13 protein-coding genes are annotated in these 18,131 nt (G+C 72.1%); 12 read left to right on the top strand and 1 reads right to left on the bottom strand.

The window, feature by feature from the left end; translation table 11 throughout:
• The first annotated feature begins 61 nt into the window (after nt 1-61).
• The 6 genes from mreC to V5O46_RS28740 all read left to right on the top strand — a co-directional run bounded on the left by mreC (nt 62) and on the right by V5O46_RS28740 (nt 9,427).
• Nucleotides 62-1,018, top strand: a complete 957-nt coding sequence (gene mreC / locus V5O46_RS28765; RefSeq protein WP_332887648.1) for a rod shape-determining protein MreC — start codon at nt 62-64, stop codon at nt 1,016-1,018.
• Between the two features lie 14 nt (nt 1,019-1,032).
• Entirely contained in the window at nt 1,033-1,704 is a 672-nt protein-coding gene (gene mreD, locus V5O46_RS28760) for a rod shape-determining protein MreD (RefSeq protein ID WP_332887647.1), read from the top strand.
• Nucleotides 1,705-1,927: 223 nt separating this feature from the next.
• Nucleotides 1,928-4,249 carry a penicillin-binding protein 2 gene (mrdA, locus tag V5O46_RS28755; protein ID WP_332887646.1) on the top strand — a complete coding sequence of 774 codons (2,322 nt, stop codon included), beginning with the start codon at nt 1,928-1,930 and terminating at the stop codon, nt 4,247-4,249.
• A complete protein-coding gene (gene rodA / locus V5O46_RS28750; protein WP_332887645.1) occupies nt 4,246-5,445 on the top strand; it encodes a rod shape-determining protein RodA in 1,200 nt (399 codons plus the stop codon). The genes mrdA and rodA overlap by 4 nt, the downstream gene beginning before the upstream one ends.
• A gap of 397 nt (nt 5,446-5,842) precedes the next feature.
• Nucleotides 5,843-7,384, top strand: coding sequence for a CYTH and CHAD domain-containing protein (locus V5O46_RS28745; protein WP_332887644.1), 1,542 nt, complete (start codon nt 5,843-5,845; stop codon nt 7,382-7,384).
• Between the two features lie 99 nt (nt 7,385-7,483).
• The gene (locus tag V5O46_RS28740) at nt 7,484-9,427 is read left to right on the top strand and encodes a TIGR03960 family B12-binding radical SAM protein (RefSeq protein WP_332887643.1); all 1,944 of its coding nucleotides are present in this window, start codon (nt 7,484-7,486) and stop codon (nt 9,425-9,427) included.
• A 103-nt stretch (nt 9,428-9,530) separates the two neighbouring features.
• On the opposite strand, the gene V5O46_RS28735 is transcribed toward V5O46_RS28740, so the two are convergent.
• Nucleotides 9,531-10,724 carry a L,D-transpeptidase gene (locus V5O46_RS28735; protein ID WP_332887642.1) on the bottom strand — a complete coding sequence of 398 codons (1,194 nt, stop codon included), beginning with the start codon at nt 10,722-10,724 and terminating at the stop codon, nt 9,531-9,533.
• Nucleotides 10,725-10,965: 241 nt separating this feature from the next.
• On the opposite strand from V5O46_RS28735, the gene V5O46_RS28730 reads away from it, so the two are divergent.
• The 6 genes from V5O46_RS28730 to V5O46_RS28705 form a co-directional block, all read left to right on the top strand.
• On the top strand, nt 10,966-12,135 hold the full coding sequence (locus tag V5O46_RS28730; RefSeq protein ID WP_408649076.1) for a lipid II:glycine glycyltransferase FemX: 1,170 nt from the start codon (nt 10,966-10,968) through the stop codon (nt 12,133-12,135).
• A gap of 68 nt (nt 12,136-12,203) precedes the next feature.
• Nucleotides 12,204-13,916: a murein biosynthesis integral membrane protein MurJ gene (gene murJ, locus V5O46_RS28725; RefSeq protein ID WP_332887641.1), complete on the top strand. Its 1,713-nt coding sequence runs from the start codon at nt 12,204-12,206 to the stop codon at nt 13,914-13,916.
• 47 nt (nt 13,917-13,963) lie between these two features.
• Nucleotides 13,964-14,647 carry a response regulator transcription factor gene (locus tag V5O46_RS28720; protein ID WP_332887640.1) on the top strand — a complete coding sequence of 228 codons (684 nt, stop codon included), beginning with the start codon at nt 13,964-13,966 and terminating at the stop codon, nt 14,645-14,647.
• Between the two features lie 29 nt (nt 14,648-14,676).
• Nucleotides 14,677-16,176 carry a HAMP domain-containing sensor histidine kinase gene (locus tag V5O46_RS28715; RefSeq protein ID WP_332887639.1) on the top strand — a complete coding sequence of 500 codons (1,500 nt, stop codon included), beginning with the start codon at nt 14,677-14,679 and terminating at the stop codon, nt 16,174-16,176.
• Nucleotides 16,173-16,769, top strand: coding sequence for a hypothetical protein (locus tag V5O46_RS28710; protein ID WP_332887638.1), 597 nt, complete (start codon nt 16,173-16,175; stop codon nt 16,767-16,769). The genes V5O46_RS28715 and V5O46_RS28710 overlap by 4 nt, the downstream gene beginning before the upstream one ends.
• 189 nt (nt 16,770-16,958) lie before the next feature.
• A partial coding sequence (locus V5O46_RS28705) for a trypsin-like serine protease (RefSeq protein WP_332887637.1) occupies nt 16,959-18,131 on the top strand: 1,173 nt, incomplete at its 3' end.

Here is an 18,131-nt window from a genome sequence, read left to right as displayed (position 1 = left end):
ATCCCCACCCAACACCCGACGAATTTCCCGAATTCCGACGAGGAAGGCACGGCCGCCGCACGTGAGGGACACGAAAGAGAGCCGGCTGCTCCTGGTGCTGCTGATCGCCGTATCGTTCGCACTGATCACGGTGGACATCCGCGGCGGGGAGGACTCACCGGTCGACGGTGCCCGGCAGGCCGCAGCCACCGTCTTCGGCCCGATCGAGAACGGGGTGTCCGCCGCGGTCGACCCCGTCGGCAACGCGATCGCCGCGGTCCGCGCCTCCGACGAACGCCACGACCGCCTCGCGGAGCTGGAGAAGGAGAACGCCGCGCTGAAGGCGAAGCTCGGCAGCGACGACCGCAGCCGCAGCCGCCTGGCCCAGCTGGAGAAGATGCTCAAGACCGCCGGCAAGGGGCAGTACGGCATCAAGGGCGCCCAGGTCATCGCCATAGGAGCGGCCCAGGGCTTCTCCTGGACCATCACCATCGACGCCGGCGCCGAGGACGGCCTCGAACGCGACATGACCGTGCTCAACGGCGACGGTCTCGTCGGCCGCGTCACCACCGTCGGCCCCAGCACCGCCACCGTCCTGCTCGCCACCGACCCCGACTTCACCGTCGGCACCCGCATGGAGGCCACCGACGAACTCGGCTTCGCCGCCGGGCAGGGCGACCGCCCGCTGCGCGTCGAGCTCCTCAACGGCAAGTCCGAAGTCAAGAAGGGCGACCGCCTGGTCACCTTCGGCTCGCAGGCCGACAAGCCGTTCGTGCCCGGCGTGCCCGTCGGCGTCGTCTCCCGCGTCGACCCCTCCGGCGGCGACCTCACCCGCACCCTCTACGTCACGCCGTACGTCAGCTTCAGCAAGCTCGACATCGTCGGCGTCGTCGTCCAGGCCCCGCAGAAGGACCCGCGCGACACCGTGCTCCCGGACAAGCCCAAGCCGACTCCCAGGCCGACCGTGACGGTGACCGTCACACCGTCCGCCGGTGCGCCCGCCGACGGCGAGCTGCAGCCCGAGCAGCCCGAGCAGTAGGAGCCACGATTCCCATGCGCGTCAACCGGATCCTGCTCTCCGTCTCCCTGGTCGTCGTCGCCCTGGTGCTCCAGGTCAGCGTCCTGGCCCGGCTCCACCTGCCCGGCGCGGTCCCCGACCTGCTGCTGCTCACCGTCCTCGGCTTCGCCCTGGTCTACGGCCATGTCGGCGGTGCCCTCATCGGCTTCGGCGCCGGACTCCTCGCCGACCTCGCCCCGCCCGCCGACCACGCCGCCGGGCGCTACGCCCTGGTGCTGTGCGTCATCGGCTACCTGGCCGGACTGGTCCGGCCGGAGAACGGCCGGCTGAAGTCGGCCACCGGCCCCATGGTCGTCGTGGTCGCCGCCGCCATCGGCTCCACCCTGCTCTACGCCGGGGTCGGCGCCCTCGTCGGCGACACCGCCGCCCGGCATGTCGGCCTCGGCGGGCTGCTGTTCACCTCCGCCCTGTACGACCTGCTGCTCGCCCCGTTCGTCGTCCCCGGGATCATGGCCCTGGCCCGGCGGGCCGAGAACGACCCGCTCGCCGAGACCAACTCCGCCGCGCAGCGCACCGACATCTCCTCCGGCTGGCTCTCCTCGGGCACCGGACTGCGCATCGGGGGCCAGCGCGGCGGCCTGCGGGTGAAGGCGGCGCGGGCCCGGATGGCCAGGGCGGGGCGGATCAAGGGGGTCAAGCGGCTGTGAGCGCAGGAAAGTTCACCGGAACGGGTGAGCACGGGCGGAACCGCACCCGGGCGGCCGGCCGTTCACCACTCGTACACGCCACATCACTCGTACACGCCACACCGTTCGTCCATGCCGCATCGCCCGTGCCCGCCGCACCGGCCGTGCACGCCACGTCATCCGTACCCGGGGCGTCATCCGTCCACGCACTCGCGTACCTGCACTGAGAGGGGGAGGCAGCGCAGTGACCAACATTCCCGAGACCGGACGGACCCCACGCGTCCAGATCCGGCTCATCGTGATCCAGATCCTCGTCCTCTCCCTCCTCGGCACCCTCGGCGGCCGGCTGTGGTACCTGCAGATCCGCCAGGGCGACGACTACGCCAAGGAAGCCTCCGGCAACCACGTCCAGCAGGTCGTCCAGCCCGCCGTCCGCGGCTCCATCCTGGACGCGCGCGGCGTGGCCCTCGCGGACAACGAGACCCGGCTGGTCGTCTCCGCCTCCCGCACCGACCTGCTGAAGATGAAGGACGACGGCGAGGCGGTCCTCACCAAGCTCGCCGGCGTCCTCGGCATGACCCCCCAGGAGGTCATGGACAAGGTCCGGCTGTGCGACGCCAAGACCCCCCAGCCCTGCTGGAACGGCTCGCCCTACCAGCCGATCCCCATCACCGACGAGGCCACCCCCAAGCAGGCCCTGCAGATCCGCGAGCGCGCCGAGGACTTCCCCGGCATCACCGCCGAGCCGCAGGCCGTGCGCCGCTACGCCGCCCCGGGCAACGCCAACACCGGCCAGGTCCTCGGCTATCTCTCCCCGGTGACCGACGAGGAGATCCAGAAGGCGCAGGACACCGAGTCGCCGTATCTGCGCTCCGACATGGTCGGCCGCTCCGGACTGGAGCGCCAGTACGACCAGGCGCTGCGCGGCAAGGCCGGAGTCACCCGCTACGAGGTCGACAACCTCGGCCGCGTCCTCGGCCAGGCCGAGTCCGACCCCGCCGAGCCCGGCTCCAACCTCGTCACCAGCCTGGACGCCCGGGTGCAGCGCATCGCCGAGTACGAGCTCAACGAGGCGATGAAGGTCGCCCGCACCCAGTGGGACCGCAACACCGACCGCACGTACGAGGCCGACGCAGGCGCGATCGTCGTCATGGAGGCCAAGACCGGCCGTGTCGTCGCCATGGCCTCCAACCCCACCTACGACCCGAACGTCTGGGTCGGCGGCATCTCCGCCAAGGACTACAAGAAGCTCACCGGCAAGGACTCCCACTACCCGCTGCTCAACCGTGCCATCCAGGGCCAGGCCGCCCCCGGCTCCATCTTCAAGGTGGTCTCCACCTCCGCCGCGGTCGAGGCGGGCTACGACTTCGACGGCGGCTACGACTGCTCCAGCTCCTACTCCGTCGGCGGCCAGGTCTTCAAGAACTTCGAGTCCCAGAGCTACGGCTCCATCGACCTCGGCCGCGCCCTGGAGGTCTCCTGCGACACCGTCTTCTACCGCCTCGCCCACCAGCAGTGGCAGAAGGACGGCGGCATGAAGCCGAAGAACCCCAACGACTACTTCTACAAGGCCGCCCACGAGTTCGGCCTCGGCGAGAAGACCGGTATCGATCTGCCCAACGAGGTCACCGGCCGGGTCCCCGACCGCCAGTGGAAGCAGGACTACTGGGAGGCCAACAAGGACGCCTGGTGCAAGTCCGGCAAGAAGGACGGCTCGTACGTGGAGAAGATCGCGTACGAGAACTGCCTCGAGGGCAACAAGATGCGTGCCGGTGACTCCATCAACTACTCCATCGGCCAGGGAGACACCCTCGTCACCCCCGTCCAGATGGCCACCATCTACGCCGCCATCTCCAACGGCGGCACGCTGTACGACCCCTCGATCGGCAAGGCGGTCATCAGCCCCGACGGCCGGCAGATCACCGAGATCAAGCCCGAGTCGCACGGCAAGCTGCCGATAAGCCAGGCCACGCTGAAGAAGATGGACAGCGCCCTGGAGGGCGTCGCCACCCGCGGCACGGCCGCCTGGCGGTTCGGCGGCTGGCCCCAGGACGAGATCCCGATGCACGCCAAGACCGGTACCGCGGAGGTCTACGGCAAGCAGACCACGTCCTGGTTCGCCACCTACACCGAGGACTACGCGATCGTCATGACGATCTCCCAGGGCGGCACCGGCTCCGGCGCCTCCGGCCCCGCCGTCCGCAATGTCTACAACGCGCTGTACGGCGTCCAGGAGGACGGCTCGATCGACAGGAAGAAGGCGCTGCTGCCCCAGCCGCAGCAGGGCCTGCCCAAGGTCAAGTCCGATGGGACGATCGCCTCGCCGAAGATGTCGGACCCGGTGAAGGACATGCTGGCCGAGCAGGAGGAGGCCGCCGAGGAGACCGCGGACAACCCGGACGGCGGGCAGCAGGACGACCCGCAGGACCAGGGCGCCACCACCTCGCCGCAGCGGTCGGAGAACCGCGACACCCGCAGGCGGGCCGGCGGCACGGGCGGGCGCGGCCGGAACCGCGGAGGCCGCGGCGGCCGGGCCCGCGAGCGGAACCGGACGGTGCGCACATGACCGGCGCGAACAGCTTCCAGGTCTCCGGGTACGGGCCCGAGCGCGCCGGGTGGACACGGCTGTTCGCCCGTGACTCGGTCGCCCGCCGGCTGGACTGGCCGATACTGCTGTCGGCCACCGCCCTGTCCCTGCTCGGCGCGCTGCTGGTGTTCTCCGCGACCCGCAACCGCACCGACATCAACCAGGGCGACCCGTACTACTTCCTGGTGCGCCATCTGCTCAACACCGGCATCGGTATCGCCCTGATGATCGCCACGGTCTGGCTGGGCCACCGCACCCTGCGCACGGCCGTGCCGGTCCTGTACGGCGCGTCCGTCTTCCTGATCCTGCTGGTGCTCACACCGCTCGGCACGACGATCAACGGCGCGCACTCGTGGATCAAGCTCCCCGGCGGCTTCTCGCTGCAGCCGTCGGAGTTCGTCAAGGTCACGATCATCCTGGGCATGGCGATGCTGCTGGCGGCGCGGGTGGACGCGGGGGACAAGCCGTACCCCGACCACCGGACCGTGCTCCAGGCGCTGGGACTGGCCGTGGTGCCGTGTCTGATCGTGATGCTGATGCCCGACCTCGGCTCGGTCATGGTCATGGTGGTGATCGTGCTGGGCGTGCTGCTCGCCTCCGGTGCGTCCAACCGGTGGGTGTTCGGGCTGATCGGTGCGGGCGCCGCCGGGTCGATCGCGGTGTGGCAGCTGGGGGTGCTCGACGCGTACCAGATCAACCGCTTCGCGGCCTTCGCCAACCCCGAGCTGGACCCCGCAGGCGTCGGCTACAACACCAACCAGGCCCGTATCGCGATCGGATCCGGCGGGCTGACCGGGTCCGGGCTGTTCAACGGCTCGCAGACCACGGGCCAGTTCGTGCCCGAGCAGCAGACGGACTTCGTGTTCACCGTGGCGGGGGAGGAGCTCGGCTTCGTCGGCGCCGGCTTCATCATCTTCCTGCTGGGCGTGGTCCTCTGGCGCGCGTGCCGCATCGCCCGGGACTCCACCGACCTGTACAGCACGATCGTCGCGGCGGGCATCGTGGCATGGTTCGCTTTCCAGACATTCGAGAACATCGGCATGACCCTCGGCATCATGCCCGTCACCGGCCTTCCCCTGCCCTTCGTCTCCTACGGCGGCTCGGCGATGTTCGCCGTCTGGATAGCGGTAGGCCTACTCCAGTCGATCACCTCCCAACGCCCCATGTCTGCGTAGCGTCTCCGACGACCGGCCCGGAGGGCCGTGCATCGGCCCTCCGGGGCCGCCCCCACCAGCAGCGCCGACTGCCGGCCCACCAGCTGCGCCGGTCGCGTCGGCCGCGGCAGCCGAGCCGCCCAAGCCGCGGGCAGTCGTGCCACCCGGGGCGGCACCCAGCCGAGCAGGCGCCCCGGCCTGGTCCGGCCCGGCCGGACCAGGCCGGGGCGGGGCGGCCGGATCCGCCGGGTGCGATAACCAGCCTCTCCAGGGCACCGAGCCCGGGACGAGGCGAGGGCCGGACCGACCCGGGACCGGCCCGCCCCGGAGCCCCGCAGCCACCCCGGACCTGCCACCCTGGCCGATTCCTCACGGCCACCCCCGTGACCCACCCCGCCGACCCGACTAGATTCACCTCATGGTGGACACCAAGCGTGAGATCGAACGGAAGTACGAGTCGAAGGACAGCGGCCTCCCCGACCTGACCGGCGTCCCCGGCGTCGCGGCCGTCGTGGACAAGGGCGTCGCCCACCTGGACGCCACCTACTACGACACCGCCGACGAACGCCTCGCCGCGTCCTCGGTCACCCTGCGCCGACGCACCGGCGGCTCCGACGCCGGCTGGCACCTCAAACTCCCCGTCGCCCCCGGCGTCCGCGACGAGATCCGCGCCCCGCTCTCCGACCAGATCCCCCGCACCCTCGCCGGCCTCGTCCGCTCCCGAGCCCGCGACGCCGAGCTGACGCCCGTCGTCCGCCTGGTCACCGACCGCGACATCCACAACCTCGTGGACGCCGACGGACGCCTCCTCGCCGAGGTCAGCGTCGACGCGGTACACGCCGAACGCCTCAGCGGCACCGGGACCGGCGCCGCCGTCCAATGGTCCGAGATCGAGGTCGAGCTGGCGGACGACAGCGACCCCGCCCTCCTCGACAAGATCGACAAACGGATGCGCAAGGCCGGCGTACGCCGCTCCCGCTCCGCCTCCAAGCTGGCCGACGCCCTGACCCGGACGCTCCCCGGGAAACAGCGCAAGGCCGAGCGCAAGGCCCGGCTCGAGGCCGCACCCCCGCCGCCCCCGGTCACCGCCGGCGACCACGTCCTCGCCTACGTCCGCGCCCAGCGCGACGCCCTCGTCGCACTGGACCCCGAGGTACGCCGCGACGTCCCCGACTCCGTGCACCGGATGCGCGTCGCCACCCGCCGCCTGCGCAGTGCGTTCCGCTCGTTCGGCAAGGTCCTCGACCGGAGCGTCACCGACCCGATCGGCGCGGAGCTGAAGTGGCTGGCCGCGGAGCTGGGCGTCGGCCGGGACCAGGAGGTGCTCACCGAGCGGATCATCCTCGCCCTGGACGAGCTGTCCCGCCCCCTGCTCGCCGGCCCCGTCCGCACCCGCCTGCGCACCTGGTCGCACGCCCGCAGCGGCGGCTCCCGGCGCCGGCTGATCGCCGTACTGGACGGCAGAAGGTATCTGGCGCTGCTCGCCTCCCTGGACGCCCTGCTCGCCGACCCCCCGCTGCGCGACCCGGCCGCAGCCACCGGAACCAAGCCGGAGAAGGTGATCGCGAAGGCCGTCCGCAAGGACTTCGGCCGGGTCTCCGCCCTGGTCGAGCAGGCGCTCGGCCTCCCACCCGGACACGACCGCGACCTCGCGCTGCACGAGGCCCGCAAGGAGGCCAAGCGGACCCGCTACAGCGCAGAGGCGGCCACCCCGCTGCTCGGCGCCCCGGCCGCCGCCCTGGTGCGCTCGATGAAGTCCCTGCAGGGCCTCCTCGGCGACCACCAGGACAGCGTGATGACCCGCGAGGCGCTGCGCGAGCTGGCCCGCCAGGCGCACGCCGCCGGTGAGAGCGGCTTCACGTACGGGGTGCTGTACGGCCGCGAGGAGCACCGGGCGGCCGACGACGAGGCGGCACTGCCCGGACTGTGGGAGCGGATGCGGCGCGGTCCGGAGTTCTGAGCGGTTCGGGCGGACGTCGCCGGTCGGGTTAGTCTGGATGGTCACCCGCCTCCGGCCCCGGCCGGGGGGACCCCAGTCATCACACGAAGGTTCCGCGAGATGCCTGCCGAAGCCACCGAGTCCGTGTCTTCCGTGTTTCCGCAGCTCGAAGCTCTGCTCCCGCATGTGCAGAAGCCGATCCAGTACGTCGGCGGCGAGCTCAACTCCACGGTCAAGGACTGGGACTCCTGCGACGTCCGCTGGGCCCTGATGTACCCGGACGCCTACGAGGTCGGCCTGCCCAACCAGGGCGTCATGATCCTCTACGAGGTGCTCAACGAACAGCAGGGCGTCCTCGCCGAGCGCACCTACAGCGTCTGGCCGGACCTGGAGGCGCTGATGCGGGAGCACGACGTCCCGCAGTTCACCGTGGACAGCCACCGCCCGGTCAAGGCCTTCGACGTCCTCGGCCTGTCCTTCTCCACGGAGCTGGGCTACACGAACATGCTGACCGCACTCGACCTGGCGGGCATCCCGCTGGAGTCGAAGGACCGCGGGACCGACGACCCCATCGTGATGGCCGGCGGCCACGCGGCCTTCAACCCCGAGCCGATCGCCGACTTCATCGACTGCGCGGTGATCGGCGACGGCGAGCAGGCGGTCCTGGAGGTCACCGCGATCATCCGCGCCTGGAAGGCGGAGGGCCGCCCCGGCGGCCGCGAGGAGCTGCTGTTCCGGCTGTCCAGGACCGGCGGGGTGTACGTTCCCGGCTTCTACGACGTCGAGTACCTGCCCGACGGCCGTATCGCCCGCGTCGTGCCGAACCGCTCGGGCGTCCCGTGGCGGGTCAGCAAGCACACGGTGATGGACCTCGACGAGTGGCCCTACCCGAAGCAGCCGCTCGTCCCGCTCGCCGAGACCGTGCACGAGCGGATGTCCGTGGAGATCTTCCGCGGCTGCACCCGCGGCTGCCGCTTCTGCCAGGCCGGCATGATCACCCGCCCGGTGCGCGAGCGCTCGATCACCGGCATCGGCGAGATGGTCGACAAGGGCCTGCAGGCGACCGGCTTCGAGGAGGTCGGCCTGCTCTCCCTGTCCTCCGCGGACCACTCGGAGATCGGCGACATCGCCAAGGGCCTCGCCGACCGCTACACGGACGACAAGATCGGCCTCTCGCTGCCCTCCACCCGCGTCGACGCCTTCAACATCGACCTGGCCAACGAGCTCACCCGCAACGGCCGCCGCTCCGGCCTCACCTTCGCCCCCGAGGGCGGCTCCGAGCGCATCCGCAAGGTCATCAACAAGATGGTGTCGGAGGACGACCTGATCCGCACGGTCGCCACGGCGTACGGCAACGGCTGGCGCCAGGTGAAGCTGTACTTCATGTGCGGCCTGCCCACCGAGACCGACGAGGACGTCCTCCAGATCGCCGACATGGCCACCCGCGTCATCGCCAAGGGCCGCGAGGTCTCGGGTTCGGGCGACATCCGCTGCACGGTGTCGATCGGCGGCTTCGTCCCCAAGCCGCACACCCCCTTCCAGTGGGCCCCGCAGCTCTCCTCGGAGGAGACCGACGCCCGCCTGGCCAAGCTCCGCGACAAGATCCGCGGCGACAAGAAGTACGGCCGCTCGATCGGCTTCCGCTACCACGACGGCAAGCCCGGCATCGTCGAGGGCCTCCTCTCCCGCGGCGACCGACGCATCGGCGCCGTCATCCGCGCCGTCTACGACGACGGCGGCCGCTTCGACGGCTGGCGCGAGCACTTCTCCTACGACCGCTGGATGGCCTGCGCCGACAAGGCACTGGAGCCCTTCGGCGTGGACGTCGACTGGTACACCACGCGTGAGCGCAGCTACGAGGAGGTCCTGCCCTGGGACCACCTCGACTCGGGCCTGGACAAGGACTGGCTCTGGGAGGACTGGCAGGACGCCCTCGACGAGACGGAGGTCGAGGACTGCCGCTGGACCCCGTGCTTCGACTGCGGGGTGTGTCCTCAGATGGACACGAGCATCCAGATCGGCCCCACGGGCAAGAAGCTGCTGCCGCTCACGGTCAAGAAGTAGCCGTGCCGGGCGGCACGACGCCGCCCGGCAGGTCGGTGAGGCCGCCCTCCGGTACCGTCGGCGGCCCCGGCCCCGGTGGATGACGCCCGGCCACCGGCCCGGTTCAGCGCAGGGCGCTGCGCGCCGTCCAGTCCGGCCAGGACACGTTCCAGGCGCCGAAGCCGTTGCCCGGTGCGACGACGCCCTTGGTGTCCTTGCCCGTGATCTCGAACGGGTCGCCGGGGCGGACCTGGGCGTAGAACCAGGCGGCGTCCGCGTCGCTCATGCCGATGCAGCCGGAGCTCTTGTTGGCCCTGCCCATCCACCGGTCGTTCCAGGGGGCCGCGTGGGCGTACATGCCCGACCAGGTGAGCCGCATCGAGTAGTCGACCATCTTGTCGTAGGCGTCGCCGAGGCCGACGGTCTCGGAGTTCATGTTGATGGTGCCCTCCTTGGCCATCAGCACGGCGGTGCCGCGCCAGGAGCGCTTGTCGCCGCCGGGAGTGCCGCCGGAGACCGGGACCGTACGGACCTCCTTGCCGTCGCGGACCAGTGTGAGCTGCTTGCGGTCGAGGTCGACCCGGACGATCCGGCTCGCGCCGATGGTGAACCTGGTCGTGTAGTCGCGGACGAACCAGCCGCCGTCGCCGGAGTCCGTACCGTTCAGCTCGGCGGTCAGCGTGACCTCGGTGCCGGGCTTCCAGTACTCCTTGGGCCGCCAGTCGACCCGGTCGCGGCCGGAGTGGTCCTCCAGCCAGGCCCAGGAGCCCTCGGTGCGGTTCGAGGTGGTGAGCTTCAACTGCCGCTCGACGGCGGCCCTGTCGGTGACCGGGTGGTCGAAGACGAGGGAGACCGGCTGGGCGACGCCGACGGTGGTGTTCGCGCCGGGGCGCCAGTCGACCTTGTTGACCCGGTCGGGTTCGGCGGTGGTGAACACGGACTTCACCGTGTCCTTCCGGCCGGCCCCGGTGGTCGTCACGGCGGTGACCGTGTAGGAGGCACCGGGGACGGCCTTGCGCCGTGAGGTCCAGCTCGCGCCGTCCGCGGCGAGCTCGCCGCCGAGGGTGCGGCCGTCCGCGTCGGTGACGGTGACCGAGGTGAGGGTGCCGCCGGACGCGGTGACGTTGACGGGCTCACCGGCCCGGACGTCCTCGCCGCGGGGCGTCACCGTCACGGTCGCCGGACGGTCCTCGGCCGCCCCCGGTCCGCCGCCGTCGCCTTGGCCGGCCGGCGTACCGGTTCCGGACGACGAACAGGCGGCGAGCGGCAGGAGCAGCAGCGCCGTGACCGCCGTGGTGCGCGTACGTATGTGGTTCAACGGATTCCCCCCGTCACGGGCAGTGGTGGTCCCCACGGGTGTCCCGTGGGCGCCGAAGTGGCTGTACCGGGACTGTAGGACCAGGAAAGCGCAGGTGAGCGGGGCTGCGGCCATGTGACGGCGACTGGAGGGGAACGGTCATCGTCCGGTCACATCCGCCGCGCGGAGCGGTCATGAACCGCTGTGAGCATCCTCGGCGTCGCCAGGAGACCCGGGCGTTCCCCACAGAGAGGCTCACACCGTGTCAGCGCTGCCCGTCACGGCCGTCCGTGGCCAGGAAACACCACTCGGACCCATCACCGCCGCCGCGTACCGCCGGTTCCTGGACTCCGGCGGTGCGGCACTGGGCGCCGCGTTCCTGCAGTGTCCGTCCTGGGCGGAGGTCAAGAAGGGCTGGCAGGGCCGGCTCGTCGGCTGGGGACCGGAGCCGGAGGCCGGACGTCTGTCCGGTGTGGCGCTGGTGCTGCTGCGGCAACTGCCCGGTACGCGCAAGTTCTTCGCCTATCTACCGGAGGGGCCGGTCGCCGACTGGGCCGACCCCGGCCTCGACGGCTGGCTCACCCCGTTGCTGCGGTATCTGCGCGCGGCGGGCGCGTTCGCGGTGCGGATCGGGCCCTCGCCCGCGTACCGCCGCTGGAGCGCGGGCCGGGTCAAGTCGGCGACCGGTCCGGGGCGGCGGCTCGCGGACGTCCTCGCGAGCGAGGTGGACCCGCTGGGCACGGCCGTCGCAGAGCGGCTGCGGGCGCGCGGCTGGAGACGGTGCGGCGGCGAGGAGGACGGGGACGCGCAGCCGCGGCACGTCTTCCGGATACCGCTCACCGGCCGTACCCCGGACGACCTGTGGGCGGGGCTCAACCAGGAGTGGCGGCGCAATGTGCGGCGCGCCCAGAGGTCCGGGGTGGAGGTGGTCGTCGGCAGCGCATCCGATCTGCCCGAGTTCTACCGGCTGCTGAGCATCACGGAGGAACGGGACGGCTTCCGGCTCGGCCGTCCCCTCGCGTACTACGAGCGCCAGTACGCGGCCCTCAACGCGGAGGAGCCGGGCCGGATGAAGCTCTACCTCGCCCGTCACGACGGCGAGACCCTCGCCGCCCACACCATGATCCGGGTGGGCCGCCGGGTCTGGTACCAGACCGGTGCCTCCGCCGACCACCGCCGCGAGGTCAGGCCCTCCAACCTGCTGCAGTGGCGGATGCTGCGTGACGCCCAGGCGCTGGGCGCCGAGGTCTACGACATGCGTGGGGTACCCTCCACCCTCGACCCCGGCGACCGCCCGTACGGGCTGCTGCGCTGGAAGCTCGGGACCGGCGGGGAGGTCGTCGAGACCCTGGGGGAGTGGGAGAGACCGTTGGACGGCCCGGCCAACCATGCGCTGTACCGAGCGTTCCAGACGTATCTGGCGCGCCGGTGACGGCGGCGCACAGCGCGACCGGGACGTCCGGGGCATCCGGCATATCCGGTGCGTCCCGGGGACCGTCCGTGCTGCGCAGCGGCGCCGTCATGGCCGCCGGGTCGGTGGTGTCCCGGGCGACCGGGTTCGTGCGGTCCGCCGTCGTCGCCGCCGCGATCGGCGTGGGGATGGTCGCCGACGGGTACGCCGTCGGCAACTCCCTGCCCACGATCGTCTACATGCTCCTGATCGGCGGTGCGCTCAACGCCGTCTTCGTGCCCGAGCTGGTCAGGGCCGCGAAGGAGCACGAGGACGGCGGTGCCGCGTACACCGACCGGCTGCTCACCGTCTGCGGGCTCGCGCTGCTGGTGCTGACCGCGGGCGCGGTGTGGGCGGCGCCTGCGATCGTGGATGCGTACACCGACTACCCGCCCGGCCAGACCGCGATGACGGTCGCCTTCGCCCGCTACTGTCTGCCGCAGATCTTCTTCCTCGGGCTGTTCACGCTGCTCGGCCAGGTGCTCAACGCCCGTGGCCGCTTCGGCGCGATGATGTGGACGCCCGTCCTGAACAACGTCGTCGTCATCGCCGTCTTCGGCGTCTGTCTCGCGACCTTCGCCACCGGCGACGGCGGCCCGCTCGACGCCGCCGAGACCGCGCTGCTCGGCTGGGGTACCACGGCGGGCATCGTCGTCCAGGCCCTCGCCCTGCTGCCCGTGCTGCGTGCGGCCCGCTTCCGCTACCGTCCCCGCTTCGACTGGCGCGGCAGCGGGCTCACCCGGCCGCTGCGGAACGCCGGCTGGCTGGTGCTGCTGGTGCTCACCAACCAGGTCGCGTACTGGGTGACGACCCGGCTGGCGACGGCGGCGGGCCTGCACGCGAAGGCGGCCGGCATCGACGGCGGTGCCGGGTTCAGCGCCTACAACAACGCCTATCTGCTGTGGGCCGTGCCGCACGGGATCATCACGGTGTCGCTGATGACCGCGCTGCTGCCCCGGATGTCCGCGTCGGCCGCAGACGCGGACACCGCCGCGGTACGGCGGGACGTGTCGTACGCGCTGCGCAGCAGTGCGGCGGCCGTCGTTCCCGCGGCGTGCGTGCTCTTCACCCTCGCGCAGCCCGCGCTGACGCTCGTCTTCCGGTACGGCGAGACGGACGAGGCGGCCGTCGCCGTGATGGCGGGCACGCTGATGGCGTTCGCGCCCGGACTGATCGCGTTCAGCGGGCAGTACGTCCTCTCCCGCACGTTCTACGCGCTGTCCGACACCCGGACGCCGTTCCTCCTCAACCTGATGATCGCGGGCCTCAACGCGGGCCTGTCGCTGGTGGCGTATGCGCTGCTGCCCGCCCGCTGGGCGGTGACGGGCATGGCCGGCGGGTACTCGCTGGCGCTGTGGGCGGGCTGGGCGGTCACGGCCCTGGTCCTGCACCGCCGTCTGGCGGCACGGGGCGCCGGTCCGGCAGCGGGCGCCCGCGCGCCGGAGGCGGCCCGCCCGGTGGAGGCGGCCCGCTCGGCGGCGGACCATGCGGCGGAGGCGGCCCGCCCGGCTGCGGTGCGGTCTCCTCGCGCCCCTGCGCGTGCCCTCGCCGCGCAGGCGAGGCTGCTCGTCGCCGCCGTGCCGGCGACGGCCCTCGGGTACGGCGCCGCCCGCTGGGCCGAGCCCGGCGGGGCCGTCGCGTCGGCCGGGGCCGGGGCGGCGGCGATCGCCGCCGGGTTCGTCCTGCTCGCCCGGCCGCTGCGGCTCACCGAGATCGACACCCTCGTCACCGGGGCCGTCGCACGGCTGCGCCGCCGCTCATGAACCCCGCTCCGCTCCGGACCGCCACCGACCCTCTGGATACTGTGCACATGCCTCGGGTACTGCTCATCGAAGACGACCCCTCCGTGCGCGAGGGCGTGGAACTGGGACTGCGCCGCCGCGGCCACGAGGTGCGGACCGCCTCCACCGGCGAGGCCGGGCTCGCCGCCCTGCGCGAGTTCCGGCCCGACCTGCTGCTGCTCGACCTGATGCTGCCCGGCATGAACGGCGTGCAGGTCTGCCGCAGGGTGCGGGAGGACAGCCAGCTGCCCATCATCATGCTCACCGCCCGCGGTGACGACTTCGACGTCGTCATCGGTCTGGAGGCAGGTGCGGACGACTACATCGTCAAACCCGCCCGCACCGAGGTCATCGAGGCCCGCATCCGGGCCGTGCTGCGCCGGGTCGAGGAGCCCGGCGGCGGGCGGCCCGCCGTCGAGTTCCACGGCGAGCTGGCCATCGACCGGTCGGGGCTCAGCGTGGCCAGGAACGGCGAACGCCTCGCCCTCGCGCCGTCCGAGATGAAACTGCTCCTGCACCTGTCCGCCGCACCCGAACAGGTCTTCAGCCGCCAGCAGTTGCTGGAGCACGTGTGGGAGCACAGCTACCACGGCGACGCCCGGCTCGTGGACGCGTGCGTGCGGCGGCTGCGCAACAAGATCGAGGATGTCCCGGGGAGCCCGCGCTACATACAGACCCTGCGGGGCTTCGGCTACCGCTTCGGACCGCTGTGAGGCTCCGGCCCTCGCGGCCGCGCGGACCGGTGCGGCATGACGGGACCACCCGTGAGCGGCGCCGACCCTTCGGCCTGCGGACCCGCCTCGTCCTGGCGTTTCTGCTGGTGGCCGCCGTCGGTGCGGGGACGACCGCCGCTCTCACCTTCCGTGAGGCCCGCAACGCGGTCCTGGGGACGGCACAGGACACCGCGGTCGCCTCCTTCCGCGCCCAGGTGCGCGAGCTCGACGTCCTGCTGCCCGTGAGCAGGCCCGACCTGGAGTTCGCCCTGCGCGGCATCGCGCGCAACGGCCGGCCGCACCCGTGGTACGTCTACGCCGAGTACGGCTCGGTCCGCCTCTCCTCCGCGACCAGCCCCACGTCCACGGTGATCACGCCCGAACTGCGCCGCCGGGCCCACTCCGATCCGCACGGCAGCTTCCAGCGGGTCGTCAAGGACGGGGTGCCGTATCTGACCATCGGTATGCCGGTCGTGTTCGAGGCCGGGGAGAACACCGGGGAGAACGCCGGGCGGAACAGGGTCGTGCCGACCGGGCTGGTCCTGTTCGCCGTGATGCCCATGTCCGAGGAACAGGCCAACGTGGAGGCGCTCGTCGTCGCCGCCAGGGACGGCGCGCTGCCGGGGCTCGCGGTCGCCCTCGTGCCCGCGCTGATCGCCGCGCGCAGCGTGCTGCGCCCGGTCCGTGAGCTGCGCAAGGCCGCCCGTTCCATGGGCAGCGGCCGCCTCGACACCCGTATCGAGGTCCGGGGCAGCGACGAACTCGCCGACCTGGCAAGGACGTTCAACGAGTCCGCGGGCGGTCTCGAGCGCTCCGTGAACGAACTGCGGCAGGCGGAGGCGCGGGCCCGTCGCTTCGCCTCCGACGTCTCGCACGAACTGCGCACCCCGCTCGCGGGGATGCTCGCCGTCACCGAGATCCTCGACGAGGGCGCGGACCGTCTCGACTCCGACACCGCGCGTGCGGTCCGGCTGATCAGCACCGAGACCGGGAAGCTCGCGGTGCTGGTCGAGGACCTGATGGAGATCTCCCGTTTCGACGCCCGCGCCGCCGAGCTGAACACCGACGAGGTCGACGCCGCGGAGACCATACGCAAGACGCTGGCGCACCGGCGCTGGACCGACCGGGTCAGCGTGGACCTGCCGGAGGGAATCCGCGCCCGGCTCGATCCGCGACGCTTCGACATCGTCGTCGCCAACCTGGTCGGCAACGCGCTGCGGCACGGCGGCGGTCCGGTCAGCGTACGGCTGCGCACCGCCGCCGGAGCGGACGGTACGGCATGGCTGGTCACCGAGGTCGCCGACCGGGGGCCGGGCATCCGGCCGGAGGTGCTGCCGCACATCTTCGACCGCTTCTACAAGGCCGACGCGGCACGCACCCGCTCGGCCGGCAGCGGCCTGGGCCTGGCCATCACCCTGGAGAACGTCAGGCTGCACGGCGGCACCGTCCGCGCCGCGAACGGGCCCGACGGAACCGGCGCCGTCTTCACCGTGGAGATGCCGCTGGGCACGGGGGAGGCGACGGCATGAGACGACGACGCCGCCCGGCCCGCCCTGCCCTCTGCGCCCTGGCCGCGCTGCTGCTCGGCGGCTGCGGTGTCCCGGAGACGGATGTCATCGCGGCGGGCAGCCCCGCCGCGGCCCAGATCCGCCCGTATCCGACCACCGGGATGGTCCTCTTCTTCCGGTCCGACGACGGGCGGCTGATGCCCGTCGTCCGTTTCCTGGACGAGGCCGTCGACACGTCCGAACCGCCGGGCGTGTCGACGCCCCGGACGGTTTCGGAGCTCTTCGTCGGGCCGCTGGAGAACGAGCGGGAGGCCGGCCTCACCGACGGCCTGCCCGACTTTCCCTTCGAGGGCATCGCCCGGGCCGTGCCGTCCCGGCAGGGCGGGGTGGAGGTGACGCTGCCGATCGCCCTCGGCGACCTCGACGACCTGGCGGTGCGGCAGGTGGTGTGCACGGTCGCGTTCACCGAGGACGCCGAGGGTCGCACCCCCGTACGGCTGCGGGGGACCGACACGGCACTGGCCCCGGACGTCTGCGAGTTGGGCGCCGGCCTCGGTGGCCTTGCGACACCCACCACCGCCCCGGACGTGAGCAGTCCACCTGAGGGGTCCTAGCAGAGACCTTGGGAGCCCCAGGGGCGCCAGGGACGCTGCGCGGGGCGCTCAGAGGTGGACCGGACACCGATACATGATCTTGAATGTCCGAGGTCTGAGGGTTCGGTTTCCGCCCGGTGACTCCTGGGGGAGCAGTCGGTGGGCCGCAGCCTTCACACCCGTTTCGGCCGAACCGACCTGAGGACTGCAATGAAGGCTCGCAGCACCAGCACGTCACCTCCGCAGCGTTCCAGACGCCCAGCCCGGGGAGCCACCGCGGTCAGGGCCGCGGCGCTGCTCGGTGTGACACCGCTGCTGTTCATATCCGCCGCCCCGGCCGGTGCGGTGGTCGGCGAACCCGCCGGCGGCACGGGCAACGGCTTCACCGCCCGGCTGCTGGTCGGCGACCACGAGCGAGGCTGCTCGGGCACCCTGGTCTCCTCGGAGTGGCTGCTCACCGCCGCCAGTTGCTTCGCCGAGGACCCGGTCGCCGACCTCACCGTGCCGCCCGGCGCCCCTCGGCTGAAGACCGTCGCGACCGTGGGCGGCAGCCAGACCCGGAACGTCGTGGAACTCCGGCCGCACGGCGAACGCGACCTCGTCCTCGCCCGCCTCGCGCAGCCCGTGACGGGCGTGACCCCGGTCGCCGTCGCCGGCGCTGCACCCGCCGCCGGGCAGGACCTCACCGTGGCCGGCCACGGCCGTACGGCGCAGGAATGGGCGCCGCTGGAGCAGCACACCGGGACGTTCACCGTCACCGCCGTCGACGGCGCCGACCTGACCCTGGCGGGCAAGGACGGCGCTTCGGTCTGCCAGGGCGACGCGGGCGGCCCGGCCTTCCGCACCGTCGACGGCGAGCCGGCCCTCGTCGCCGTCAGCAGCCGCTCCAACCAGGCGGGGTGCTTCGGCGTCGACACACCCGAGGGAACGACCGGCAGCGCCATCAGCACCCGCGTCGACGACCTCGGCGACTGGATCGCCGCCAACGCCGTGCAGACGCCCGTCTCCGACCACGACGGCGACGGCCGCAGCGACGTCGGTGTGCTCTACGACAACGGTCAGCAGTCCGACGGTGCCAACCGCACCGCGTGGTGGACGTTCACCAGCACCGGCAGCGCCTTCGACGCCCCGCAGCGCAAGTGGGACAGCGCCGGGTCGATCAGCTGGGACTGGAGCCGGTCCAAGGTCGTCTCCGGTGACTTCAACGGTGACGGCCGCGCTGACGTCGGTGTGCTGTACGACAACGGCCGGACGAGTGACGGTGCGAACCGCACCGCGCTGTGGACACTGACGAGTACCGGTTCGGGTTTCGGTGCGCCGGTGAAGGTCTGGGACAGCGCCGGGTCGATCAGCTGGGACTGGAGCCGGTCCAAGGTCGTCTCC

It is taken from the genome of Streptomyces poriticola, from assembly GCF_036689765.1.
Taxonomy (GTDB): Bacteria; Actinomycetota; Actinomycetes; order Streptomycetales; family Streptomycetaceae; genus Streptomyces; species Streptomyces poriticola.
The sequence above is the reverse complement of the archived record's forward strand: the minus strand, read 5'-3'. Positions and strand labels throughout refer to the sequence as shown.

Coding starts and splice junctions, on each gene's coding strand:
- mreD (WP_332887647.1), top strand. CDS start 1,033: ATGCGCGTCAACCGGATCCTGCTCTCCGTCTCCCTGGTCGTCGTCGCC.
- rodA (WP_332887645.1), top strand. CDS start 4,246: ATGACCGGCGCGAACAGCTTCCAGGTCTCCGGGTACGGGCCCGAGCGC.
- V5O46_RS28745 (WP_332887644.1), top strand. CDS start 5,843: ATGGTGGACACCAAGCGTGAGATCGAACGGAAGTACGAGTCGAAGGAC.
- V5O46_RS28740 (WP_332887643.1), top strand. CDS start 7,484: ATGCCTGCCGAAGCCACCGAGTCCGTGTCTTCCGTGTTTCCGCAGCTC.
- V5O46_RS28720 (WP_332887640.1), top strand. CDS start 13,964: ATGCCTCGGGTACTGCTCATCGAAGACGACCCCTCCGTGCGCGAGGGC.
- V5O46_RS28710 (WP_332887638.1), top strand. CDS start 16,173: ATGAGACGACGACGCCGCCCGGCCCGCCCTGCCCTCTGCGCCCTGGCC.